The sequence below is a fragment of the Bacillus sp. FSL K6-1338 genome (genome assembly GCF_038006965.1).
In the GTDB taxonomy this organism is placed as follows: Bacteria; Bacillota; Bacilli; order Bacillales; family Bacillaceae_G; genus Bacillus_A; species Bacillus_A thuringiensis_S.
Genome location: NZ_JBBOWI010000001.1, coordinates 4,938,349 through 4,958,113 on the forward strand (window position 1 = coordinate 4,938,349; position 19,765 = coordinate 4,958,113).

The following is a 19,765-nucleotide window of genomic DNA, read 5'->3' on the forward strand; positions in this document are numbered from 1 at the left end:
AAAACAAGGGAAACTCTCTCCACTTATTACGGAGAGAGTTTAACCCTTCTTAATTATACATTTTTGATATAAAAGTTTGCAAAACAGCCAAAGCTACCGCCCTATATTACTGAACAATACCACAGCAGTTTTTATATTTTTTACCGCTACCACATTTACATAAATCGTTGCGGCCCACTTGGTCACCTTTTACAACTGGCTTTTTCTTCGCTTCTTCGCCGTCGCTAGATGGATGAACAGCTTCACCTTGAACAACTTCTTGACGTTCTAAGTTTTGTTCAATTTCAGCTTTCATAATGTAACGAGAAATTTCCTCTTCAATAGAAGCAACCATTGACTCGAACATCGCAAATCCTTCCATTTGGTACTCACGAAGTGGATCAATTTGACCGTAAGCACGTAAATGAATACCTTCACGAAGGTGATCCATCGCATCAATATGCTCCGTCCATTTTGTATCTACAACGCGGAATACAACAACTTTCTCAAACTCACGCATTTGCTCTTCTGGCATAAGCTTTTCTTTGTCATTGTAACGCTCTATTAATTTCGCGATAATCGGTTCGCTCATTTCCTCAGGAGCAAGGCGACGTAATTCTTCTTCTTTTACGTCTCCTTCTTGAAGAAGGTTTGTATTTAAGTAGTCAACAAGACCTTTAATGTTCCAATCTTCTTCAATTTCCTCTTGTGTGTGAAGCGCAACAGCACGTTCTACTGTAGATTTCATCATACCTTCAATAATGCCACGTAAGTTTTCCGATTCCATTACTTCTTGACGCTGCTTATAAATCACTTCACGTTGCTGACGAAGTACATCATCGTATTGTAATAACTGCTTACGTGCATCATAGTTATTTCCTTCAACACGTTTTTGTGCAGACTCTACCGCTCGAGAAACCATTTTACTTTCAATTGGCTGGGAATCATCCATACCAAGACGATCCATCATTGCTTTCATATTATCTGAACCAAATCGGCGCATTAATTCATCTTCCATCGATAAGTAGAACTGCGTCACACCAGGATCCCCTTGACGACCAGCACGACCACGTAACTGATTATCAATACGACGGCTTTCATGACGTTCTGTACCGATAACTGCTAGACCGAAGATTTTCACATCATCTCCAAGCTTAATATCTGTACCACGACCAGCCATATTCGTCGCAATCGTTACAGCACCTTTCATACCAGCTTCCGCAATAATATCTGCTTCACGTGCATGGTTTTTCGCATTTAAAATGTTATGACGTACACCTTTACGCGTTAACATTTTTGAAATAAGCTCTGAAGTTTCAATTGCAACTGTACCTACAAGAACAGGTTGCCCTTGTTTATGACGATTTACAATATCCTCAACAACAGCATTGAACTTACCTTCCATTGATTTAAAGATTAAATCAGCACGATCATCACGAATAATCGGTTTGTTTGTTGGAATTACAATAACGTTCATATTGTAAATGTTACGGAATTCCTCTTCCTCTGTTTTCGCTGTACCAGTCATACCAGATAATTTTTCATACATACGGAAGTAGTTCTGGAATGTAATTGTCGCAAGTGTCATACTTTCATTTTGAATTTCTACACCTTCTTTTGCTTCAATTGCTTGGTGTAATCCTTCGCTATAACGACGACCTTTCATAAGACGACCAGTGAATTGGTCTACAATTACGATTTCGCCTTCTTGTACAACATAATCTGTATCACGGTGCATAACAACGTGTGCACGAAGCCCCTGATTAATATGGTGAAGAAGTGCTACATGTTTTAAATCGAATAAGTTTTCAATATGGAAAGCTTTCTCTGCTTTCGTAATACCATCTTCTGTTAACATTACATTTTTCGTTTTCACATCAAATGAATACTCTTTTTCATTTTCTAACGTACGAACGAATGCATTTGCAAACATGTATAGCTCTGTTGATTTTTGAGCTTGTCCCGAAATAATAAGCGGCGTACGTGCTTCATCGACTAAAATAGAATCGACTTCATCGATAATAGCAAAATGAAGTGGACGTTGAACGCACTGCTCTTTATATAAAACCATGTTGTCACGTAAGTAATCGAATCCAAGCTCATTATTTGTGCTATACGTAATATCAGCAGCATAAGCCTCTTGTTTCTCTTCGCGTGACATACTATTTAAGTTAATTCCTACCGTTAAGCCAAGGAACTCATGAAGTTGTCCCATTTCGTTCGCATCACGTTGTGCTAAGTATTCATTGACTGTAACAACGTGAACACCTTTTCCTGTTAAAGCATTTAAATATACAGGTAATGTAGATGTTAACGTTTTACCTTCACCCGTTTTCATCTCAGAAATATTCCCTTCATGTAAGGCAATACCACCCATTAACTGTACGCCATATGGACGCATTCCAAGAACACGAGTTGCCGCCTCGCGAACAACTGCAAAAGCTTCAGGTAGTAGATCATCTACTGTTTCACCTTTTGTTAGACGTTCTTTAAATTCAAGCGTCTTTCCTTTTAATTGTTCATCAGTTAGTGGCTTAATAGATGACTCTAATGCATCAATTTGCTCAACTGTCTTTTGCATACGTTTAATTTGGCGTTGGTTTACATCAAACACCTTTTTTAAAATACCGATCATAGGAAATACGCTCCTCTTTTATTAAAATAAAACTTCCGATTGTTTTCTTTTTCTCTATTACAATCAGTCGTTGTAAAAATCAAATGTATGTTATGCCAATTTTTCTCCTAATTAAAAAAACTAAAATGTATATACCTAATGATAATTGTAACACTTGTCTTATAACTATGACAACAATCGGCCGAATGTCTCGTTCTAAATTAAGAAAAGTTTTTTAAAAATCTATTTTCAGCAAAAAAAGCGCAGCCATTTCGGCTGCGCTTTCGAATTATTATTTAGTTTCGATTAAACCGTATTTCCCATCTTTACGGCCATATACAACATTAGTTTCATTTGTATCAGCATTTGTGAAGACGAAGAAATTATGTCCTAGCATATCCATTTGTAGAATCGCTTCTTCAACGTCCATCGGTTTTAAATCGAATCGTTTTGTACGTACAAGTTCTAATTCATCCTCTTCTACCTCATCCATAACAGCTACTGCTTCTGGAAGGATAAAGTTTGTTTTCATAGAACCTTTCTCACGTAACTTACGATTTACTTTTGTTTTATGTTTACGAATTTGTCGCTCAATTTTATCAACTACTAAATCGATAGCAGCGTACATATCGCTATTAGTTTCTTCTGCACGAAGTAATAAATCAGTAAATGGTATTGTTACCTCGACACGTTGCTTGTCAGAGTATACTTTTAAATTAACTTTAATCTCTGGGAATGTATCAAAATAACGTTCTAACTTACTTAGTTTTTTCTCTACATATTCCTTTAATGCTGGAGTTACTTCAATATTTTCACCACGAATGTTGAATTTCATAGATGAATTCCTCCTTTCAAGCCTATGTACTATAATTTCGACACTGGCTTAAAAACTCCTTCTAACTTTTTTAAAAAAATTAGTGGAATTGCGATTTTTTTATCGTTTTTTGTTGAAATGAAAAGATGCATCGTTTCTATCTTTATTTTATCCTATTAACATCGTGAATAACGAATATAAGTGTGGCCAATTCGTTACAGAAAAGAAACAACTTTTTGACAACTTACCCTATAACAAAAAACCCCTTGCGAAAAACAAGAGGTTCTACCATATATATAACGTTGCCACAAATGCAGCTTTCTCTTCCCAAAAACAATATTCCTACAGTTTTACAACATTAGCTGCTTGTGGTCCACGTGCTCCATCTACAATGTCAAACTCTACTTGTTGCCCTTCTTCTAATGACTTATACCCATCTTGTTGAATAGCAGAAAAATGGACAAATACATCGTCACCATCTTCGCGCTCAATAAATCCAAATCCCTTTTCTGCATTGAACCATTTCACTCGTCCTTGCATGTTCATTCCATTCCCTTCACTCTAAAAATCAGGGCATTCGCCCCATATTTTGACTATAACGAATGACAACATATGAAGTCAAAGAAGACTTATCGCCTTTTTATTATCCCTTTCGACACTGCCATATTAACTTCTACAAAGTGTCAAACTAGATACTTCCCTTGCCCCTCTCTCATATAACAAACTTCCGATTTGCCTAACTGTAATTCCTGTCGTATACACGTCATCAACGAGTAAAATATGTTGCCCACAAAACATCTCTTCTCCCTGAAAATAAAAAGGATTGCTTCCTGACATCCTTTCTTTACGCGTCTTCTTACTTTGCTTTTCTGTTTCTCGCCGTCTTAAGGAAAAATCAGAAATACGGACAGGCAAACAAGTTGCTAATAACTCCGCTTGATTAAAGCCACGTTCAACTTCCCTTTCCTTACTAAGCGGAACAGCGATAACGGTTGAAACATCAGCAAAATACTTTTGAAATAAACTTCGAAAAGGACGATAAAAAATGCGCACTAACTCTGCATCACCCCGAAACTTAAACTGTGCTACTATTTCTTTCATCTCATTATCGTACATGTATAACGAACGGTTTTTAAAAGGACGATACTTCTCCTCATTCATCCACCTTATACAATCTATGCAAATACCGTCTTCTTGAAATGAGGCAGGAACAAATTCTAAAGGTCGGCCGCACTCCATGCAAATTTCTCCTATAATATAGGAAAGTTTCTGCTCACATCTATCACATATATATTTTCTATGACACTTTACAAAAAAAGTGTACCAACTAACCTTTTCTACAAAACACTCATCACAAAGTAAACAATGCATTAATCGATCAATCCTTGTTCTTTGGCATTTTTATTCATACCTTGAATATGTTTTTTCGCGCGCACCATCGCCTCTGTCTTACCATAGTGAAAATAAATGACCTCTCCATACGGTGCTTCAAAGCTCCGCCCTGCTCGGCCCGCAATTTGTACGAGTGCACTTTCTGAGAATATTTCTTCTTCAGCCCCTAAAACCGCTACTTGCAAATTTTTCACCGTTACGCCTCGCTCTAAAATTGTCGTTGTAACTAATAATGGGATTTCTCCTTTTCTGAAAGCCGCTACTTTTTCTTTTCTCCCCGGATCTTCTGCATGTACACCTTCAATTCGCTTGTTTAATGATTTTAACAACAGGCTTATCTCTTCTATATATCGCACATGGGGGACAAATAAAAAAATAGGATGTTTTTTATTTAAGTATGTTTGTAACCACTGTAGTAAAACTCGAGGAATTCTTTTATGAATGAGGCTTTTTTTCCAATTCCCGCACCAACAAAATAAAGGAACTGGTAAAGGATGACGGTGATATCGTCCAGAAACAATAACACCTTTTTGTTCACCTTTTCTAAATTTTCGCTTCCACGTTTCATCTGGAGTCGCAGTTAAATAAATACGCGCCGCCCTTTCTTTCATCGCTTGTTTTACCGCGTACTGTAACATTTGATCTGCACAATATGGAAAAGCATCTATCTCATCTACAACCATGACATGAAACGCCCTATAATAACGCAATAATTGATGCGTGGTCGCAACGACTAATACTGCATCTTTTTCTTTATCCACACTCCCTCCATATAAAGCCGCTACCTTTATATATGGAAATACTTCTTGTAATCTCGGTGCTAATTCCAGAACAACATCCGTTCTCGGCGTTGCGATACAAACTCTTTCTCCTTTTTGAAGCGCTTCGTTAATACCGTAAAACAACATCTCTGTTTTCCCAGCCCCGCATACAGCCCAAATAAAAAATGATTCTTTTTGCTTAATAGCCTCTACAACACCTTGTGTCGCCAAATTCTGACCAGTAGACAACTTCCCGTTCCACTGTAACAAGTTTAATTTCTTTTCTCTCTTTCTTTCAGCAATCCCGCGAACAAGTACAGCACATTCACTTACCCTCCCCATCGTTATACACTTCCGGCAATATGTGCACACTTTACTGCACCTTCTACATAAAAACGACGCAAATAGCCGCTGATCTACATTTCCGCAGCGTTGGCACATATATTTAGAATTCTTCTTTTTTACACCTTGTACACATATGACCTCTCCCTTCCTTTTCAAATCATTTAATTCCCTCTGTAAATCTGAAGAAAGTTCGTCTAATAGCAACTGTTTCCCCGCCAGCATCAACAATCACCTCCAGCACTACTATAAACCCTTCTTCAAATCCCGTAAAAACTCAAAAAAGCCGATAACCTACTTATAAAATAGTAAGCTATCGACTTTATACACGTTTTTTATTGAATTATAATTCTATAATCTTCCGTAACCTAAGAAATGTTTTTGGTTGTAAGAGCTATTTACACTACCGTAAGTAACACCTGTTGACTCATCAGCAGCATGAATTATTTGACCGCCACCGATATAAATACCAACGTGAGATACACCTTCTCTATATGTACCTTGTAAGAAGATAAGATCTCCTGGTTTCGCTTCAGATGCGCTAATCTTTTGTACAGAACTCCACAGGCTTCTAGTATCTTGACGACCTAAACCGTAAACATAAGAGATTAAACCACTGCAGTCAAAACCACCGTTTGAAATTGACGCACTACCCCATACGTATTTTAGACCTACTAAACCTTTAGCTTTTTCGACAACATCTTGTCTGCCACCTTTAGTATCAGCTGGTACTTCTGGAGTTGGAGCTGGTTTTTTCGCTTCTTCTTTTTTAGGCTCTTCTTTTTTAGACTCTTCTTTTGGAGCTTGTACAGCATTATTTGCTGGAGCTGCTGGTTGAGCTTGTGTTGGTGCTGGTTGAGCCGCTGCTGGTTGTTGTGCAGCTTGCTCTGCTTGTTTTTGAGCAGCAGCTTCTTGTGCAGCTTTTTCTTGCGCTTCTTTTTCAGCAATTTGTTGTAATTTTAATGCTTGTTGTTCAAGCTCTTTTAATTGGCTTTCCGTACTTGTCATTGTAGTTACAACTGTATCCATTTTACCGCTTAAATCGTTTACCGCTGTTGCTTTTTTCTCTTTTTCAGCGTCAAGTTCTTTCTTAGCAGTTTCAATTTGAGCTTGTGCTTCTTTTAATTCTTTTTGTTTCTCTTTTACCGTTGCAACATCTTTTTTCACACTAGCTTGATCTTCTTGCTGTGTTTTCATGATATCTTCATCAGACTCAAGAATTTTAGAAACAGAAGTTAAACGATCAACTAAATCTGCAACGTTTTTAGAGTTTACAAGAACTTCTGTTACAACGTTCGTATTTGGTTGTTCTTGAAGTGCAACTAAACGCTTTCTTAATAACTCTTCACGTTTTGCAATCTTTGTTTGTAATTCTGCAATATCTTTATTTTTCTTTTCAATTAATTGCTCAGTATCAGAAACTTTTTTCGTTGTTTCATCAAGTTTTGCAGCATTCTCTTGAACAGACTTATCTAAACCTTGAATTGTTTTGTTTAAGTCATTCATTTGTTTTTGTAATTCATCACGTTCTTGTTGTTGTTTATGTAAAGTGTCATTTTGTGTATTAATTTGTGATTTCACGTCAGAAATTTTATCTTCTGCAAATACATTTGGTGTTAGTCCTGAAAACATTAACCCTGCAACTAATGCGCAAGATGCCATTTTTAGCTTTTTCATTTTATTTTTTACACCGCTTTCTTTTTTCTTTTTCCGTATATAACCTATAAAATTTATACCATAATTCGGGATTTTTTTTGCTAATGTTACGTTTTTGTAAAACAAATGTAATATTATTTGTAGCTCTAGCGCAAAATTCGTATATTTTTGTATGTATGTGTAGAAATTTATATACTTTTCTCACTTCTGTAAACAAAGAAAAAACGTAAGGAATCCCTTACGTTTTATTAAATATACGAATACAAATGAAATGCTACTTCATCCATTTCTCAGCCCAATTTTGGACCTCATCCATAACACTTTCTAACGCTTTTCCCTTGTCAGTTAAGCCATACTCGATTCGAACTGGTACTTCTGGATAAACATTACGAACTACAATGCCCTCGCTTTCCAATTCCTTCAAACGCTCTGACAACATACGATCGCTCATATTTGGGATGATATCTGCGATTTCTCTAAAACGTTTCGACTCTTCAAGCAAAGATTTAATAATTAAGCCAGTCCATTTCTTACTAAGCAAAGTAAAAGCTGACTCAAACTTTGGACATAAACAAGAATTATGCTCCATATGTTTCACCTCTCTTCTATTATAATATAGTTTCTTGTAAAAAGTAAGTTATAAAACTTTCCTCATTATTTTATTTTACGTACATTTTACCATTTCCAAATATTAACTTGTCAACTAAACGTAACATACCCGTAAAAAAACCCTCTTAAAAAGAGAGCTTTTTATATCTTTATTACTTCGTATACCATCCAAGACCTAATGCACCTTCACCTAAGTGTGTACCAATTACAGCTCCAAAATAACCTGTACGAATTGTGACGTGAGGATATTTTGCTTCTAATTCTTTCTTCCATTCATTCGCTTCCTCTTCACGTTGCGCATGAATGATAACTGCTTCCATAGGTACACCTTTACTTGCTTGCTCATCAAAAATTTCAATGATACGTTTTAATGCTTTTTTACGTGTACGAATCTTTTCAAACGGAATAATGATTTTATCTCTAAAATATAAAACTGGCTTCACTTGTAACAGACTGCCGATGAAAGCTTGCGCGCTATTTAATCGACCACCACGTTGCAAATGATGTAAATCATCAACTACAAAATAGGCGTCCATCGTTTTCTTCATTTCATCAAAACGAGCGATAATCTCTTTTGGATTCTTTCCTTCACTTGCTAACTTTGCACCTTCACGCACATAAAATCCTTGTACTTCACAACTAATTTCAGAGTCATACGTATATACATCAATACCCTCTACCATCTGTCCAGCTGTTGTTGATGTTTGATATGTACCACTAATTCCACTTGATAGGTGAATACTAATAACTGCATCATAATCTTTAGCTAGTTCTTCATATAGCTCAACAAACTTTCCGATTGCTGGTTGAGAAGTTTTTGGAAGTTCCTCTTGTTCACGTACTTTCACATAAAAATCATCTGCTGAAATTTCAGCTTCTTCTTGATAAGATTCTGTTCCAAACACAACGTTTAATGGAATCATATATATATTGAGTTCATCACGAATTTGCTTCGGTATATATGCTGTACTATCAGTAACAATAGCTATTTTCATTTTCGTACCTGCCTTATAAAAAGTTTTATTTCCTAATTTTACACGAAAACTACAAATGGTGCATCCATACAGGGAAATGCCGGTTGAAATTATACTCACCATCTCGACAAATTACAACAAAAAGATAAAATAATCACCAAAAACTTCAACGTATTTAGAAAAAATGTTTGAATATAAAAAGGCTCGCTTTTAAAATGGAAAGTACTAGTCATTTTGATAGATAGGGGCGTATACAAGTGCTATTACAATATTTAACAATCAAAGACTACGGCGAACACGAAATCGTCATTCAAAAATCAAGATTTATTTGTTATATTAGCCGAGCAACGACTGAGGAAGAGGCTCAAGAATTTATACAAAAAATAAAAAAACAACATTGGAATGCAACACATAATTGTTCCGCTTATTTAATTGGCGAACAAGATCATATTCAAAAAGCAAATGATGACGGCGAGCCTAGCGGTACAGCTGGCGTACCAATGCTAGAAGTACTTAAAAAACGTGGACTAAAAGATACCGTTGTTGTCGTAACACGCTATTTTGGTGGCATTAAACTTGGCGCAGGTGGATTAATTCGTGCATATGGAAAGTGTACAAGCGAAGGCATTAATCATGTCGGTGTTGTCCAGCGAAAACTAATGCGTGTGATGCAAACCGAGATTGATTACACATTACTTGGCAAAGTGGAAAATGAATTACGCAATTCAAAATATGCCATTAAAGATATACATTATCTAGAAAATGTCACATTTGATACGTATGTTGAAGAAGACGGCAAACAAGCCTTTACAGATTGGATGATTGAATTAACAAACGGGAAATGTACAATTACAGAAGGAGATATGTTGTACTTAGAACAAGATGTTATCTAAGCATAACTCTTTTATCACCTTTAAAGATTAATGTAGTGAATTACTTCCCTACAAATGAACTAACGAACTAAGGAGATTATATATGGAAGAACGTTATTATCATCTCCAAAATAGCAGAATAAAAAAGAAACGAAGAAGGAAACTTTTCTTCTTCCTTATTTTCGCATTTTTATTTGGCAGTATAGGAGTTTATGTGTTAAATTCTTACTCTTCTCTTATGGGGATGTATAGTGGTTTTACTCGTGAAAAATCGGATTTAAGAAACAAAGATGTAGAAATTACAAAGGAACCTTTTACAATTCTCATTATGGGTATAGAAGATTATGCGACAGACGGTCAAAATGGTCGTACAGACTCATTAATGTTTGCAACAGTCAACCCGAAAACGCAAAAGATTTCACTTATGAGTATTCCTCGTGATTCTCGAGTTACAATTGTTGGTAAAAATAAAGAAGACAAAATTAACGCTGCCCATGCTTACGGCGGAGAAGAAATGGCAATCAAAACTGTTGAAGGCTTTCTAAAAGTTCCTGTAGACCATTATCTTAAAATTGATTTCCAAGGCTTTAAAGGTATCGTTGATGCTGTTGGCGGTGTTACTGTTGACGTACCCTTCGATTTCTGGGAGCGCTCTGACGTGGATTACTACAAAAAAATTCAATTTAAGCAAGGACAGCAAAACTTAAACGGTGAAGAAGCACTTGCTTACGTCCGTATGCGAAAGCAAGATCCAAATGGCGATTATGGTCGAGCTGCTAGACAAAGACAATTACTGGCCGCTGTTGCTCATAAACTAAACTCCACATCTACTGTATTTAAAATTAAAGATTTAACGGCTGTCGTTGGAAAATATATAAAAACCGACATTCCTATTTCAGACGGACTTGCTCTTTACAATAAAATTTCTGGATTTGATCCTTCTACAATGCAAACGTTAAAGCTTGAAGGCGAAGACAAAAAGATAGGCGGTATTTATTACTTCCTTCCAGATCCAATCAGTTTAGAAACGGTGCGTAACGAAATTGAAAAAGAATTAGGAGAAAAAGCAAAAAATCCAACTACAAAAAACAACTCAAATCCTGATTCAAATTCAAGTTCTAACGAACAAACAAAAAAAGAAACAAACCAAAATAAAACACCAACTGATCCGCCACCTTCTACAAATGCTCATGCAGAGTGGATTATGCGCAATCAGCCATAACAAAAAGGCCCAATCTATCCGATTGGGCCTTTTTTATTTACTTATTAAAGTGTTGTAAAATTGCTTCTACAATACGCTCTGATGCACGACCATCACCGTAAGGATTAGATGCTTTCGCCATCTTATCATGAGCTTCTTTATCTGATAACAACTCATCAGCAAGACCAAAGATTGTCTCTTCGTCTGTTCCTGCTAATTTCAGCGTACCTGCTTCAATACCTTCAGGGCGCTCTGTTGTATCACGAAGAACAAGAACTGGTACCCCAAGTGATGGAGCTTCTTCTTGTACACCACCAGAATCCGTTAACATTAAGTATGAACGAGCTGCAACATTGTGGAAATCAATTACATCTAGCGGCTCAATTAAATGAATACGGTTATGTTCACCTAAAATTTCATTTGCTATTTCACGAACAACAGGGTTCATATGAACAGGGTACACAACTTGTACATCTTCATGCTTATCAACAAGACGCTTAATTGCACGGAACATATTACGCATCGGTTCACCTAAGTTTTCACGACGGTGAGCTGTCATAAGTACAAGACGATCATTTCCAAGTTTCTCTAGTACAGGATGACTATATGTTTCTTTTACAGTCGTTTGTAGCGCGTCAATCGCTGTATTTCCTGTGATGAAAATACGTGACTCATCTTTATTTTCCTTCTGTAAGTTCGTTGCTGATTTTGCTGTTGGTGAGAAATGAAGATCCGCCATTACACCTGTTAATTGACGATTCATCTCTTCTGGGTATGGAGAATACTTATCCCACGTACGAAGGCCCGCCTCAACATGACCTACTGGAATTTGATTATAAAAAGCAGCTAAGCTTGCAATAAATGTTGTTGTTGTATCACCATGTACAAGTACAATATCCGGCTTCGCTTCTTTCATTACTTTATCCAAACCTTCTAAGCCACGCGTTGTAACATCAATTAAAGTTTGGCGGTCTTTCATGATATTTAAATCGAAATCTGGCGTAATTCCAAAGATACTTAATACTTGGTCTAACATTTGGCGATGTTGTGCTGTTACAGTCACAATCGATTCAATTTTTTCTGGGTGTTTTTGCAACTCTAATACAAGAGGTGCCATTTTAATTGCTTCTGGACGTGTCCCGAAAATTGTCATTACTTTTAAACGTTCAGTCATGTGATTGCCTCTTTTCTTTCACTAATTACAGCTTCTATTATGACATATAAAAATATGTATGAGTACATCCCTTTTTAACGCATAACAGAAACTTTTCTATTACAAATACTTTTTCTTCCCACCGAGTAATAATCTATCTTTTGTTTCTTAACATCTTCATCAGTATAACAATTTCTCCCATCAAATAAAATAGGCTCCCTCATAAGTTGTACGTACTTTTCTAACGGATAATTTTGAATATCTTCCCATTCTGTTACGATAAAAACCGCACTCGCATCTCTAATCGATTCATCTATACATCTACTATATTGTATAGCATCTCCAAATATATTTTTCACATATTGAATTGCTTTTGGGTCGTAAAGAACAATATCTGCACCTATATTAATTAATGCTTCTATTATAATAAGAGATGATGCCTCTCTAATATCATCCGTATTCGGTTTAAAGGATGCGCCAAGAACTGCAATCCGCTTTTTATTCATGTTCATGACTTTTTTCGCTTTTTCAATCAATAGCAGTTGTTGCTTATTATTTACTTCAATAACCGCTTTTAACAAACGAAAATCATGAGCAACATTTCCCGCAATTTGCACCAGCGCTTTCGTATCTTTTGGAAAACATGATCCCCCGTATCCAATACCTGCATTTAAAAAAGATGCACCGATCCTCTTATCCATTCCCATCCCTTTAGCAACATCCAATACATTTGCGCCTACCTTCTCACATATATTTGAAATTTCATTAATGAAACTAATCTTTGTAGCTAAAAAGGCATTCGACGCGTATTTAATCATCTCTGCACTTTTAATATCTGTAACATACGTTTCTAAGCGTAATTCGCTATACAAACTCTTTACTCTTCTTGCTACTTCCTCACTATCTGCTCCAATTACAATACGATCTCCATGAAAGAAATCATAAATACCTGAACCTTCACGCAAAAACTCTGGATTCGATACGATATGTAATGTATATCTCCCCTTTAACTCCTCCTCAATCCATCCTTTCATTACATCATTTGTACCTACTGGAACTGTACTTTTCGTAACAACAATAATATCGTTCGTCGCATATACTCCAATATCATTACAAGCACTCTGAATATATGTTAAATCCGCCGTCCCATCTAATAAAGGTGGTGTTCCAACTGCAATAAATATAAACTCTACATCCTCAAACGCCTCTTCTTTATTTGATGTGAAAGTTAAAGCATTATTCTCATATGCATGATTTATTAATTCATGTAATCTAACCTCATAAATAGGTAAATCCCCTTGTTTTATCCGTTCAATTTTCTCATCATCTATATCAAAACATGTAACTGAATGCCCCAACTTTGCCAATCCTACTCCTGTAATCAATCCAACATATCCAGTACCTACTATCGTAATTTTCATTTCCTTTTCGCACAGGAATATACAATAGAAAAGATATGAAATATAGAATTCTCCCTGTGCTTCCCCCTCTCACATTAAAAATGAGAAAACTCTTTTCCTTTTTCATTATATGAATTACTTCCCTCATTCTTTTTAAAGTTTTTGTAAAATTAAATGCACTATAATATAAAGTGAAACTTAATCATTGGGAATCCAGTTACCAGCTCACTCCAGATAAATTCCCACATTTTAACACGAGACTTACTCATTTCTACGTGTAACACTTATAATACTGAACTAAAAGTATTCACTATCGAAGAAAAAGAGGAAATGTCATATTCCAAAGTCCAGTACGATTAACCTTCTTATATGATTCAATATTCTATATACAATTGTCATATATTCTATCCGCTTCCATTAACCGTAAAAAGAAAAAAAGATTGAATTCTAATCTTTTTGTGATACCATATGTTATGAGCCTGTAAATAAACATCATAATTTTCAGATAAATATATTTTCAAAAAAAAAAATTACGTTAGACTATAAAGGGTGGGGTATTAATGGACTCACAAGTGATTTATGCCATTTTGGCATCTTTCATCACTGTACTCGTCGTTACTCCTTTAGTTATTAAATTAGCTTTTAAAATAGGAGCGACAGATAAGCCAAACGCACGTAAAGTGCACCAAAAGATTATGCCACGTCTTGGCGGGTTAGCAATCTTTATCGGTGTAGCTGTAGGATTTGTTGTCGGCGGCTTATATGAGCAAAGAATGTTATCGATAACGCTAGGTGCGATTATCATTGTAATCATTGGAATTTTAGATGATATGTACGAGTTATCTGCGAGAGTAAAATTCGGTGGACAACTGTTAGTTGCCATTATGATTGTAAAAAGTGGATTATTAGTGCAAGTATTATATATCCCATTCCTTGGGGATACTGAACTTGGATGGCTTGCTTATCCAATTACAGTATTTTGGCTTGTAGGTATTACGAATGCAATCAACTTAATTGACGGCTTAGATGGATTATCTGCTGGGATTTCATCTATCGTACTTGCAACGCTAGCATATATGGCCTTCACTAGCCCATGGGGTACTGGAACAGCGATTATCTTGCCACTCGCATTAATTATATTAGCAAGTACAATTGGATTTTTATTCTACAACTTCCATCCAGCAAAAATTTTCATGGGAGATACAGGAGCACTATTTTTAGGATACTGTATTTCTGTTATATCGTTACTTGGATTATACAAAAGTGTAACGTTATTCAGTTTTATTGTTCCAATTATCATTTTAGGTGTACCTATATTTGATACGATATTTGCAATCATCCGTCGTATCGTAAATAAAAAACCTATTTCAGCACCAGATAAATCGCATTTACATCACCGCTTACTTGCAATGGGATTCTCTCATCGCAAAACGGTACTAATAATATACGCATTCGGTATTTTCTTTAGTGTAAATGCCATTATTTTCACTAGTGCAACGTTATGGTTATCCATTATTCTTCTTTTCGCTTTGATTTTCTTCACAGAAATCATTGCTGAAATAATCGGGCTTGTACATGAACGTTACAAACCACTTATTTCCTTTTATAAAAAAGTGAAAAAACGCGAAGACTAATTGTAGTATAGCCTTTACCATTATGAAATATTCAAATAGCACCCTCTTTCTTATAAGAGGATGCTATTTTTTTATTCATTATTTTACATTTCCAAAATATAGATTGTTTGAGAGTTCCTCTATTGGAGAAAGATATACATAATAAGAAACGTATCAAGTTTTCTTTTTACATCTTGATTGTCAAACTGAGGGTGAATGTTATGATCAAGCGAGTATTGCAATGTATTATTTTATTTTTAACCATTACTATGTACGCATCATCTAATACTGAAGCAACAACTGTTATTCCTGCTGAATATCATCCAAATACTGAAACGACCTCTCCTACACAAAAAATTGCGTACTTAACATTTGATGACGGGCCAAACAAATATACTACACAAATTTTAAACATCTTAAAAGAAAAGAACGGAAAAGCAACTTTCTTTGTTATTGGCGGAAAAGTGCCACATTACACAAAAACGATGCAAAGATTAATTAAAGAAGGACATTATATCGGTCTCCACAGCATGTCACATGATGTAAAACGCCTTTACACTGGTGACCCTTCCACTTTAATTGCAGAAATGGAGCAAACACAAAGCATTGTCCAGCAAGTTACGAAATTAAATACACATCTCGTTCGCGTTCCATATGGTAGTATGCCTTACTTAAAAAAGAATTACCGTGACGCACTTGTATCGGCCCAGTATAAAATGTGGGATTGGACAATCGATACATACGACTGGAAAAGCTATGACAATCCTTCTGCCATACTCGAAAGAGTACGTAATCAAAGTGATGAACAAGTAGAAGTCATTTTAATGCATGATTCGAGTGTAACCGTACAAATACTGCCAAAAGTAATTGATTATTTACAGTCACAAGGATACAAACTTCTTCCCTATAATCCTTCTTCTCATCTCAAGGTAAATTTTTGGAAAGACACAAGATTGTAACAGCTTTAGTGCCTATGTGCTAAAGCTGTTTTATTTTTCTCTTCCCACCCTTCCCGTTTTTGTGTAAAATTTTAAATAGTGATGAAGTTTCGAGGTGAATAGAAATGAAACGAATAGATCTCATTTTTAACGCAATACAAGAAGGCAATTATACAGAAGGTGTAACCGCATCAGAACTAGCTACCCTGTTGCAACTAGATCGCGCCAATGTAAGTAGCGACTTAAACAAACTTGTAAAAGATAAACGTTTATTAAAAACAAATACGCGACCTGTTCGTTTTTACATAGAAACGAACACTTCGTTGGAAACGCATTCAAAAGAAGTAACTTCATTAGATACATTTGCAATTGAAAATACGAGCCTTAAAATCGCAATTGAAAAAGCGAAAGCTTCTATGCTCTATCCTCCAAACGGTATGCATACTTTACTACTGGGAGAAACAGGGGTCGGAAAGTCTATGTTTGCTTCTTTAATGCACGAATATGCAATTGAAGTTGAACAGCTTCCTAAAAATGCACCATTTATCGTCTTTAACTGTGCTGATTACGCAAATAATCCACAGCTACTACTCGGGCAATTATTTGGGATTAAAAAAGGAGCTTACACAGGAGCAAGTGATCAAAAAGGATTAATTGAAAAAGCACATGAAGGAATTCTTTTCTTAGATGAAGTACATCGCCTACCTCCAGAGGGACAAGAAATGCTTTTCACCTTTATTGACCGCGGAGTGTACCGCCGCCTTGGAGAAACAGAGAACGAACGTAAAGCACAAGTATTAATCATTACTGCAACAACAGAAGAACCAAATTCATTTTTATTAAAAACATTTACAAGACGTATACCGATGACTGTTACGCTGCCACCACTTCGTGAGCGTACACATAAAGAGCGCTTTGCTTTACTACAGCTATTTTTCACAAATGAAGCAATTCGTCTGCGAAAAGACATTCACGTTAGCCCAAATGCAATGCGTGCTTTCGTCTTTTATAATTGTCCCAATAACATTGGTCAATTAAAAACAGATGTTCAAATTGCCTGTGCGAAAGCCTATTCTGATTTGGTCACAAAGAAACGTGATTCTGTCTATGTTTCAAGTACAGATTTACCTTGGTATATGAAAGAAGGGTTGTTCATTGAAAGGAAGAGCCGTCACTTATACCAAATACCAAATGAAACATTTGTATTTACAGGTGAGGAAGGTTGGAGTAATCATAAAACAGAAGATGAAAAACGCTCTTCTATTTACGATTATATTGACTATAAATACGAAGAACTTCAAGCCCGTGGTATTGAAGAGGAAGAATTAGAATTACTAATAGAAAATGATGTTCAAAGCTTTTTCGTACAATATTTTAACCAAATATCCAAAAAAACAAGCCATGAAAATGTTTTTAAAATTGTGGATCGTAATATCGTTTCCGTATGTGAAAAAATAGCGGAACTTGCTGAAAAGCATTTATCTAAGACGTTTGATGAAAAAGTATTTCTCGCTTTAAGTTTACATGTACAGACAACTCTACAACGTTTACAAAGCGGAAAACAAATACATCACCCACAATTAAATCAAATTCGTACGAAATATAAAGAAGCTTTTTCCGTCGCTATGCAATGCATTCAACTACTGGAGGAAGAATTACAAATAACAATGCCTATTGATGAAGCTGGCTTTTTAACAATGTTCTTCGTTGTTGATCCAATTCCTGCCTCACAAACAGAAGTAAAAGTATTAATATTAGCACACGGTAATGGCATCGCAACTGAAATGGCAAACGTTGCAAACGAACTTCTCGGCATTGAGGAAGTAACCGGTATTGATATGCCGTTACACGAATCACCGAAAGATTTCTTGGAACGTGTGAAAGTGTATATGAAAACACTACAAAATGTAAATGGGCTTCTCTTACTTGTTGATATGGGGTCACTTGCTTATATCGGTGACATATTAGAAACGGAGTTCAAAATCCCTGTACGTGTTCTCTCGATGACGAGCACACCACATGCACTAGAAGCAGCTCGAAAAGCTCAGCTCGGTTATTCATTAGATGCGCTGTATGAAACAGTAAAAAATTTAACACCATTTTACTTAAACGTACAAGAAGAAAAGAAAAAACCTCTCTCTCCAATGAAATCTGTTATTTTAACAGCTTGTTTAACTGGTGAAGGAAGTGCTTTAGCTATTCAAAAAATGTTAGAAAACTATTTAAGATTTGATAAAGACTTAATTGAAATTATTCCGATTAGTATCGTCCATGAAAAAGATTTAACGAAAATGATTGAGAACATAAAAAAAGAGCGTAACATCATTTGTATCGTCACGAATTTCGATGTGCAAGTGCCGTGCTTAACATATCATTTCCAAGACATCGTAAACTACACAGTAATTCAGCCCATTCAAGAATTAATTACGTATGAAGAAACATATGCAAAAATGGCGGATATTCTTGAACAACAAATGCAGCGTAACGATGGGGCATTACTTATCAAAACAATTCGTTACGCATTAAATACAATTCAAGAATTAATTTCCTTACAGCTAACTCCTGATAGCTTAATGGGTGTTATTCTGCATATGAGCTGTATGGTTGACCGTCTTCAAAAAGGAGAAAGCCTTCTTCCTCACCCTGATAAAGAGAAAAGAAGACAAGATGAATACTGGATGTATATGAAAGTAAAAAAAGCATTGCAACCAATTGAAAATACATTTGAAATACAAATACCTGATGACGAAGTATTTTACGTTATGGACTTCTTTATTAAAAATCAGCCTGCGAAAAATTAATCGAGGCAGTTTTTAAAAATATCGACCGTAACGCGAGTTATATCAGCGATTTTCAAAATATATCGCTTTACCGACAATAATCACTAAAACTAGCACCTTATATTAAGAAGAAAAGGCTGTTCCAACATATGGACAGCCTTTTCCTCTATTTCTTTACTTTTCTAACTCGCCCTCTTATTTCTCCTCTTTTTTGTGATTTCGTATGAACATTAACATATACATTTGCTTGAATAATTTCTTGAAGTAAATGTACAAATGATTTCCCTTGTAAAGGTCCCTCAAAATCCTCCACATTCACTACACCAGTAATGCTTCCCTCGTTCAAGCTAATACCTTGCTCCAGTGGACCATATAAATATAAAACAACAGGACCAATTTGAGTAGACTTCCCTAAATGAATTTGACACGATGTAACCTTTTCTATATTTTTTAGTATGATTCTGTAATGTAATTTCGTTAAATCATCACTAAAAATAAACTCTGCTACCCCAAAAGCTTCTGTATTTACAGGAGGCACTTCCCTCTTACCTGTTAACCTGGCAAAGAAATGTGTTGTCATAAGGCATTCTCCTTATATAAATTTCCCATCACTACTTCTACTACTTTATGGTTTAGACATAATCATTTATGACTTTTTCAATTTTAA

General features: G+C 35.7%; 16 protein-coding genes. 5 read left to right on the plus strand and 11 right to left on the minus strand.

Features of this window, described 5'->3' with window-relative positions; genetic code table 11:
• Window positions 1–106: 106 nt before the first annotated feature.
• From secA to NZ044_RS25565, 8 genes are all read right to left on the minus strand, one after another.
• On the minus strand, window positions 107–2,614 hold the full coding sequence (gene secA, locus NZ044_RS25530) for a preprotein translocase subunit SecA (RefSeq protein ID WP_000579374.1): 2,508 nt from the start codon (window positions 2,612–2,614) through the stop codon (window positions 107–109).
• A gap of 271 nt (window positions 2,615–2,885) precedes the next feature.
• Window positions 2,886–3,428 carry a ribosome hibernation-promoting factor, HPF/YfiA family gene (hpf, locus tag NZ044_RS25535; RefSeq protein ID WP_000671187.1) on the minus strand — a complete coding sequence of 181 codons (543 nt, stop codon included), beginning with the start codon at window positions 3,426–3,428 and terminating at the stop codon, window positions 2,886–2,888.
• Between the two features lie 321 nt (window positions 3,429–3,749).
• Entirely contained in the window at window positions 3,750–3,947 is a 198-nt protein-coding gene (cspC, locus tag NZ044_RS25540; RefSeq protein ID WP_001990088.1) for a cold shock protein CspC, read from the minus strand.
• A 126-nt stretch (window positions 3,948–4,073) separates the two neighbouring features.
• Window positions 4,074–4,778: a ComF family protein gene (locus NZ044_RS25545; protein ID WP_044783038.1), complete on the minus strand. Its 705-nt coding sequence runs from the start codon at window positions 4,776–4,778 to the stop codon at window positions 4,074–4,076.
• Window positions 4,778–6,127 carry an ATP-dependent helicase ComFA gene (gene comFA, locus NZ044_RS25550; protein WP_086402452.1) on the minus strand — a complete coding sequence of 450 codons (1,350 nt, stop codon included), beginning with the start codon at window positions 6,125–6,127 and terminating at the stop codon, window positions 4,778–4,780. Before comFA ends, NZ044_RS25545 begins: the two co-directional genes overlap by 1 nt.
• Window positions 6,128–6,253: 126 nt before the next feature.
• A complete protein-coding gene (locus NZ044_RS25555; RefSeq protein ID WP_000499489.1) occupies window positions 6,254–7,684 on the minus strand; it encodes a C40 family peptidase in 1,431 nt (476 codons plus the stop codon).
• Between the two features lie 148 nt (window positions 7,685–7,832).
• The gene (locus NZ044_RS25560; protein ID WP_000400857.1) at window positions 7,833–8,147 is read right to left on the minus strand and encodes a winged helix-turn-helix transcriptional regulator; all 315 of its coding nucleotides are present in this window, start codon (window positions 8,145–8,147) and stop codon (window positions 7,833–7,835) included.
• A gap of 172 nt (window positions 8,148–8,319) precedes the next feature.
• Window positions 8,320–9,162 carry a DegV family protein gene (locus NZ044_RS25565; RefSeq protein ID WP_000684725.1) on the minus strand — a complete coding sequence of 281 codons (843 nt, stop codon included), beginning with the start codon at window positions 9,160–9,162 and terminating at the stop codon, window positions 8,320–8,322.
• 236 nt (window positions 9,163–9,398) lie between these two features.
• On the opposite strand from NZ044_RS25565, the gene NZ044_RS25570 reads away from it, so the two are divergent.
• On the plus strand, window positions 9,399–10,034 hold the full coding sequence (locus NZ044_RS25570) for a YigZ family protein (RefSeq protein ID WP_000926669.1): 636 nt from the start codon (window positions 9,399–9,401) through the stop codon (window positions 10,032–10,034).
• 82 nt (window positions 10,035–10,116) lie between these two features.
• Window positions 10,117–11,235 (plus strand): LCP family protein, encoded by a 1,119-nt coding sequence (locus tag NZ044_RS25575; protein ID WP_086402453.1) that lies wholly within the window; start codon window positions 10,117–10,119, stop codon window positions 11,233–11,235.
• A gap of 37 nt (window positions 11,236–11,272) precedes the next feature.
• On the opposite strand, the gene wecB is transcribed toward NZ044_RS25575, so the two are convergent.
• Both wecB and NZ044_RS25585 read right to left on the minus strand, forming a co-directional pair.
• Entirely contained in the window at window positions 11,273–12,388 is a 1,116-nt protein-coding gene (gene wecB, locus NZ044_RS25580) for a non-hydrolyzing UDP-N-acetylglucosamine 2-epimerase (protein WP_000140145.1), read from the minus strand.
• 74 nt (window positions 12,389–12,462) lie between these two features.
• Window positions 12,463–13,788, minus strand: coding sequence for a UDP-glucose dehydrogenase family protein (locus NZ044_RS25585; RefSeq protein ID WP_044783036.1), 1,326 nt, complete (start codon window positions 13,786–13,788; stop codon window positions 12,463–12,465).
• Between the two features lie 539 nt (window positions 13,789–14,327).
• Here NZ044_RS25585 and NZ044_RS25590 point away from each other — a divergent pair.
• From NZ044_RS25590 to NZ044_RS25600, 3 genes are all read left to right on the plus strand, one after another.
• Window positions 14,328–15,401, plus strand: a complete 1,074-nt coding sequence (locus NZ044_RS25590; protein WP_000378320.1) for a glycosyltransferase family 4 protein — start codon at window positions 14,328–14,330, stop codon at window positions 15,399–15,401.
• Window positions 15,402–15,601: 200 nt separating this feature from the next.
• Complete coding sequence (locus NZ044_RS25595) at window positions 15,602–16,339, plus strand: polysaccharide deacetylase family protein (protein ID WP_000597185.1); 738 nt, start codon at window positions 15,602–15,604, stop codon at window positions 16,337–16,339.
• A gap of 104 nt (window positions 16,340–16,443) precedes the next feature.
• Window positions 16,444–19,119 (plus strand): PRD domain-containing protein, encoded by a 2,676-nt coding sequence (locus NZ044_RS25600; protein ID WP_000820955.1) that lies wholly within the window; start codon window positions 16,444–16,446, stop codon window positions 19,117–19,119.
• A 145-nt stretch (window positions 19,120–19,264) separates the two neighbouring features.
• Here NZ044_RS25600 and exsM read toward each other — a convergent pair whose 3' ends face one another.
• Window positions 19,265–19,678, minus strand: coding sequence for an exosporium regulatory protein ExsM (gene exsM, locus NZ044_RS25605; RefSeq protein ID WP_081143936.1), 414 nt, complete (start codon window positions 19,676–19,678; stop codon window positions 19,265–19,267).
• Between the last annotated feature and the right edge of the window lie 87 nt (window positions 19,679–19,765).

Coding starts and splice junctions, on each gene's coding strand:
- secA (WP_000579374.1), bottom strand. CDS start 2,614: ATGATCGGTATTTTAAAAAAGGTGTTTGATGTAAACCAACGCCAAATT.
- hpf (WP_000671187.1), bottom strand. CDS start 3,428: ATGAAATTCAACATTCGTGGTGAAAATATTGAAGTAACTCCAGCATTA.
- cspC (WP_001990088.1), bottom strand. CDS start 3,947: ATGCAAGGACGAGTGAAATGGTTCAATGCAGAAAAGGGATTTGGATTT.
- NZ044_RS25545 (WP_044783038.1), bottom strand. CDS start 4,778: ATGCATTGTTTACTTTGTGATGAGTGTTTTGTAGAAAAGGTTAGTTGG.
- comFA (WP_086402452.1), bottom strand. CDS start 6,127: ATGCTGGCGGGGAAACAGTTGCTATTAGACGAACTTTCTTCAGATTTA.
- NZ044_RS25560 (WP_000400857.1), bottom strand. CDS start 8,147: ATGGAGCATAATTCTTGTTTATGTCCAAAGTTTGAGTCAGCTTTTACT.
- NZ044_RS25565 (WP_000684725.1), bottom strand. CDS start 9,162: ATGAAAATAGCTATTGTTACTGATAGTACAGCATATATACCGAAGCAA.
- NZ044_RS25575 (WP_086402453.1), top strand. CDS start 10,117: ATGGAAGAACGTTATTATCATCTCCAAAATAGCAGAATAAAAAAGAAA.
- wecB (WP_000140145.1), bottom strand. CDS start 12,388: ATGACTGAACGTTTAAAAGTAATGACAATTTTCGGGACACGTCCAGAA.
- NZ044_RS25585 (WP_044783036.1), bottom strand. CDS start 13,788: ATGAAAATTACGATAGTAGGTACTGGATATGTTGGATTGATTACAGGA.
- NZ044_RS25590 (WP_000378320.1), top strand. CDS start 14,328: ATGGACTCACAAGTGATTTATGCCATTTTGGCATCTTTCATCACTGTA.
- NZ044_RS25595 (WP_000597185.1), top strand. CDS start 15,602: ATGATCAAGCGAGTATTGCAATGTATTATTTTATTTTTAACCATTACT.
- NZ044_RS25600 (WP_000820955.1), top strand. CDS start 16,444: ATGAAACGAATAGATCTCATTTTTAACGCAATACAAGAAGGCAATTAT.
- exsM (WP_081143936.1), bottom strand. CDS start 19,678: ATGACAACACATTTCTTTGCCAGGTTAACAGGTAAGAGGGAAGTGCCT.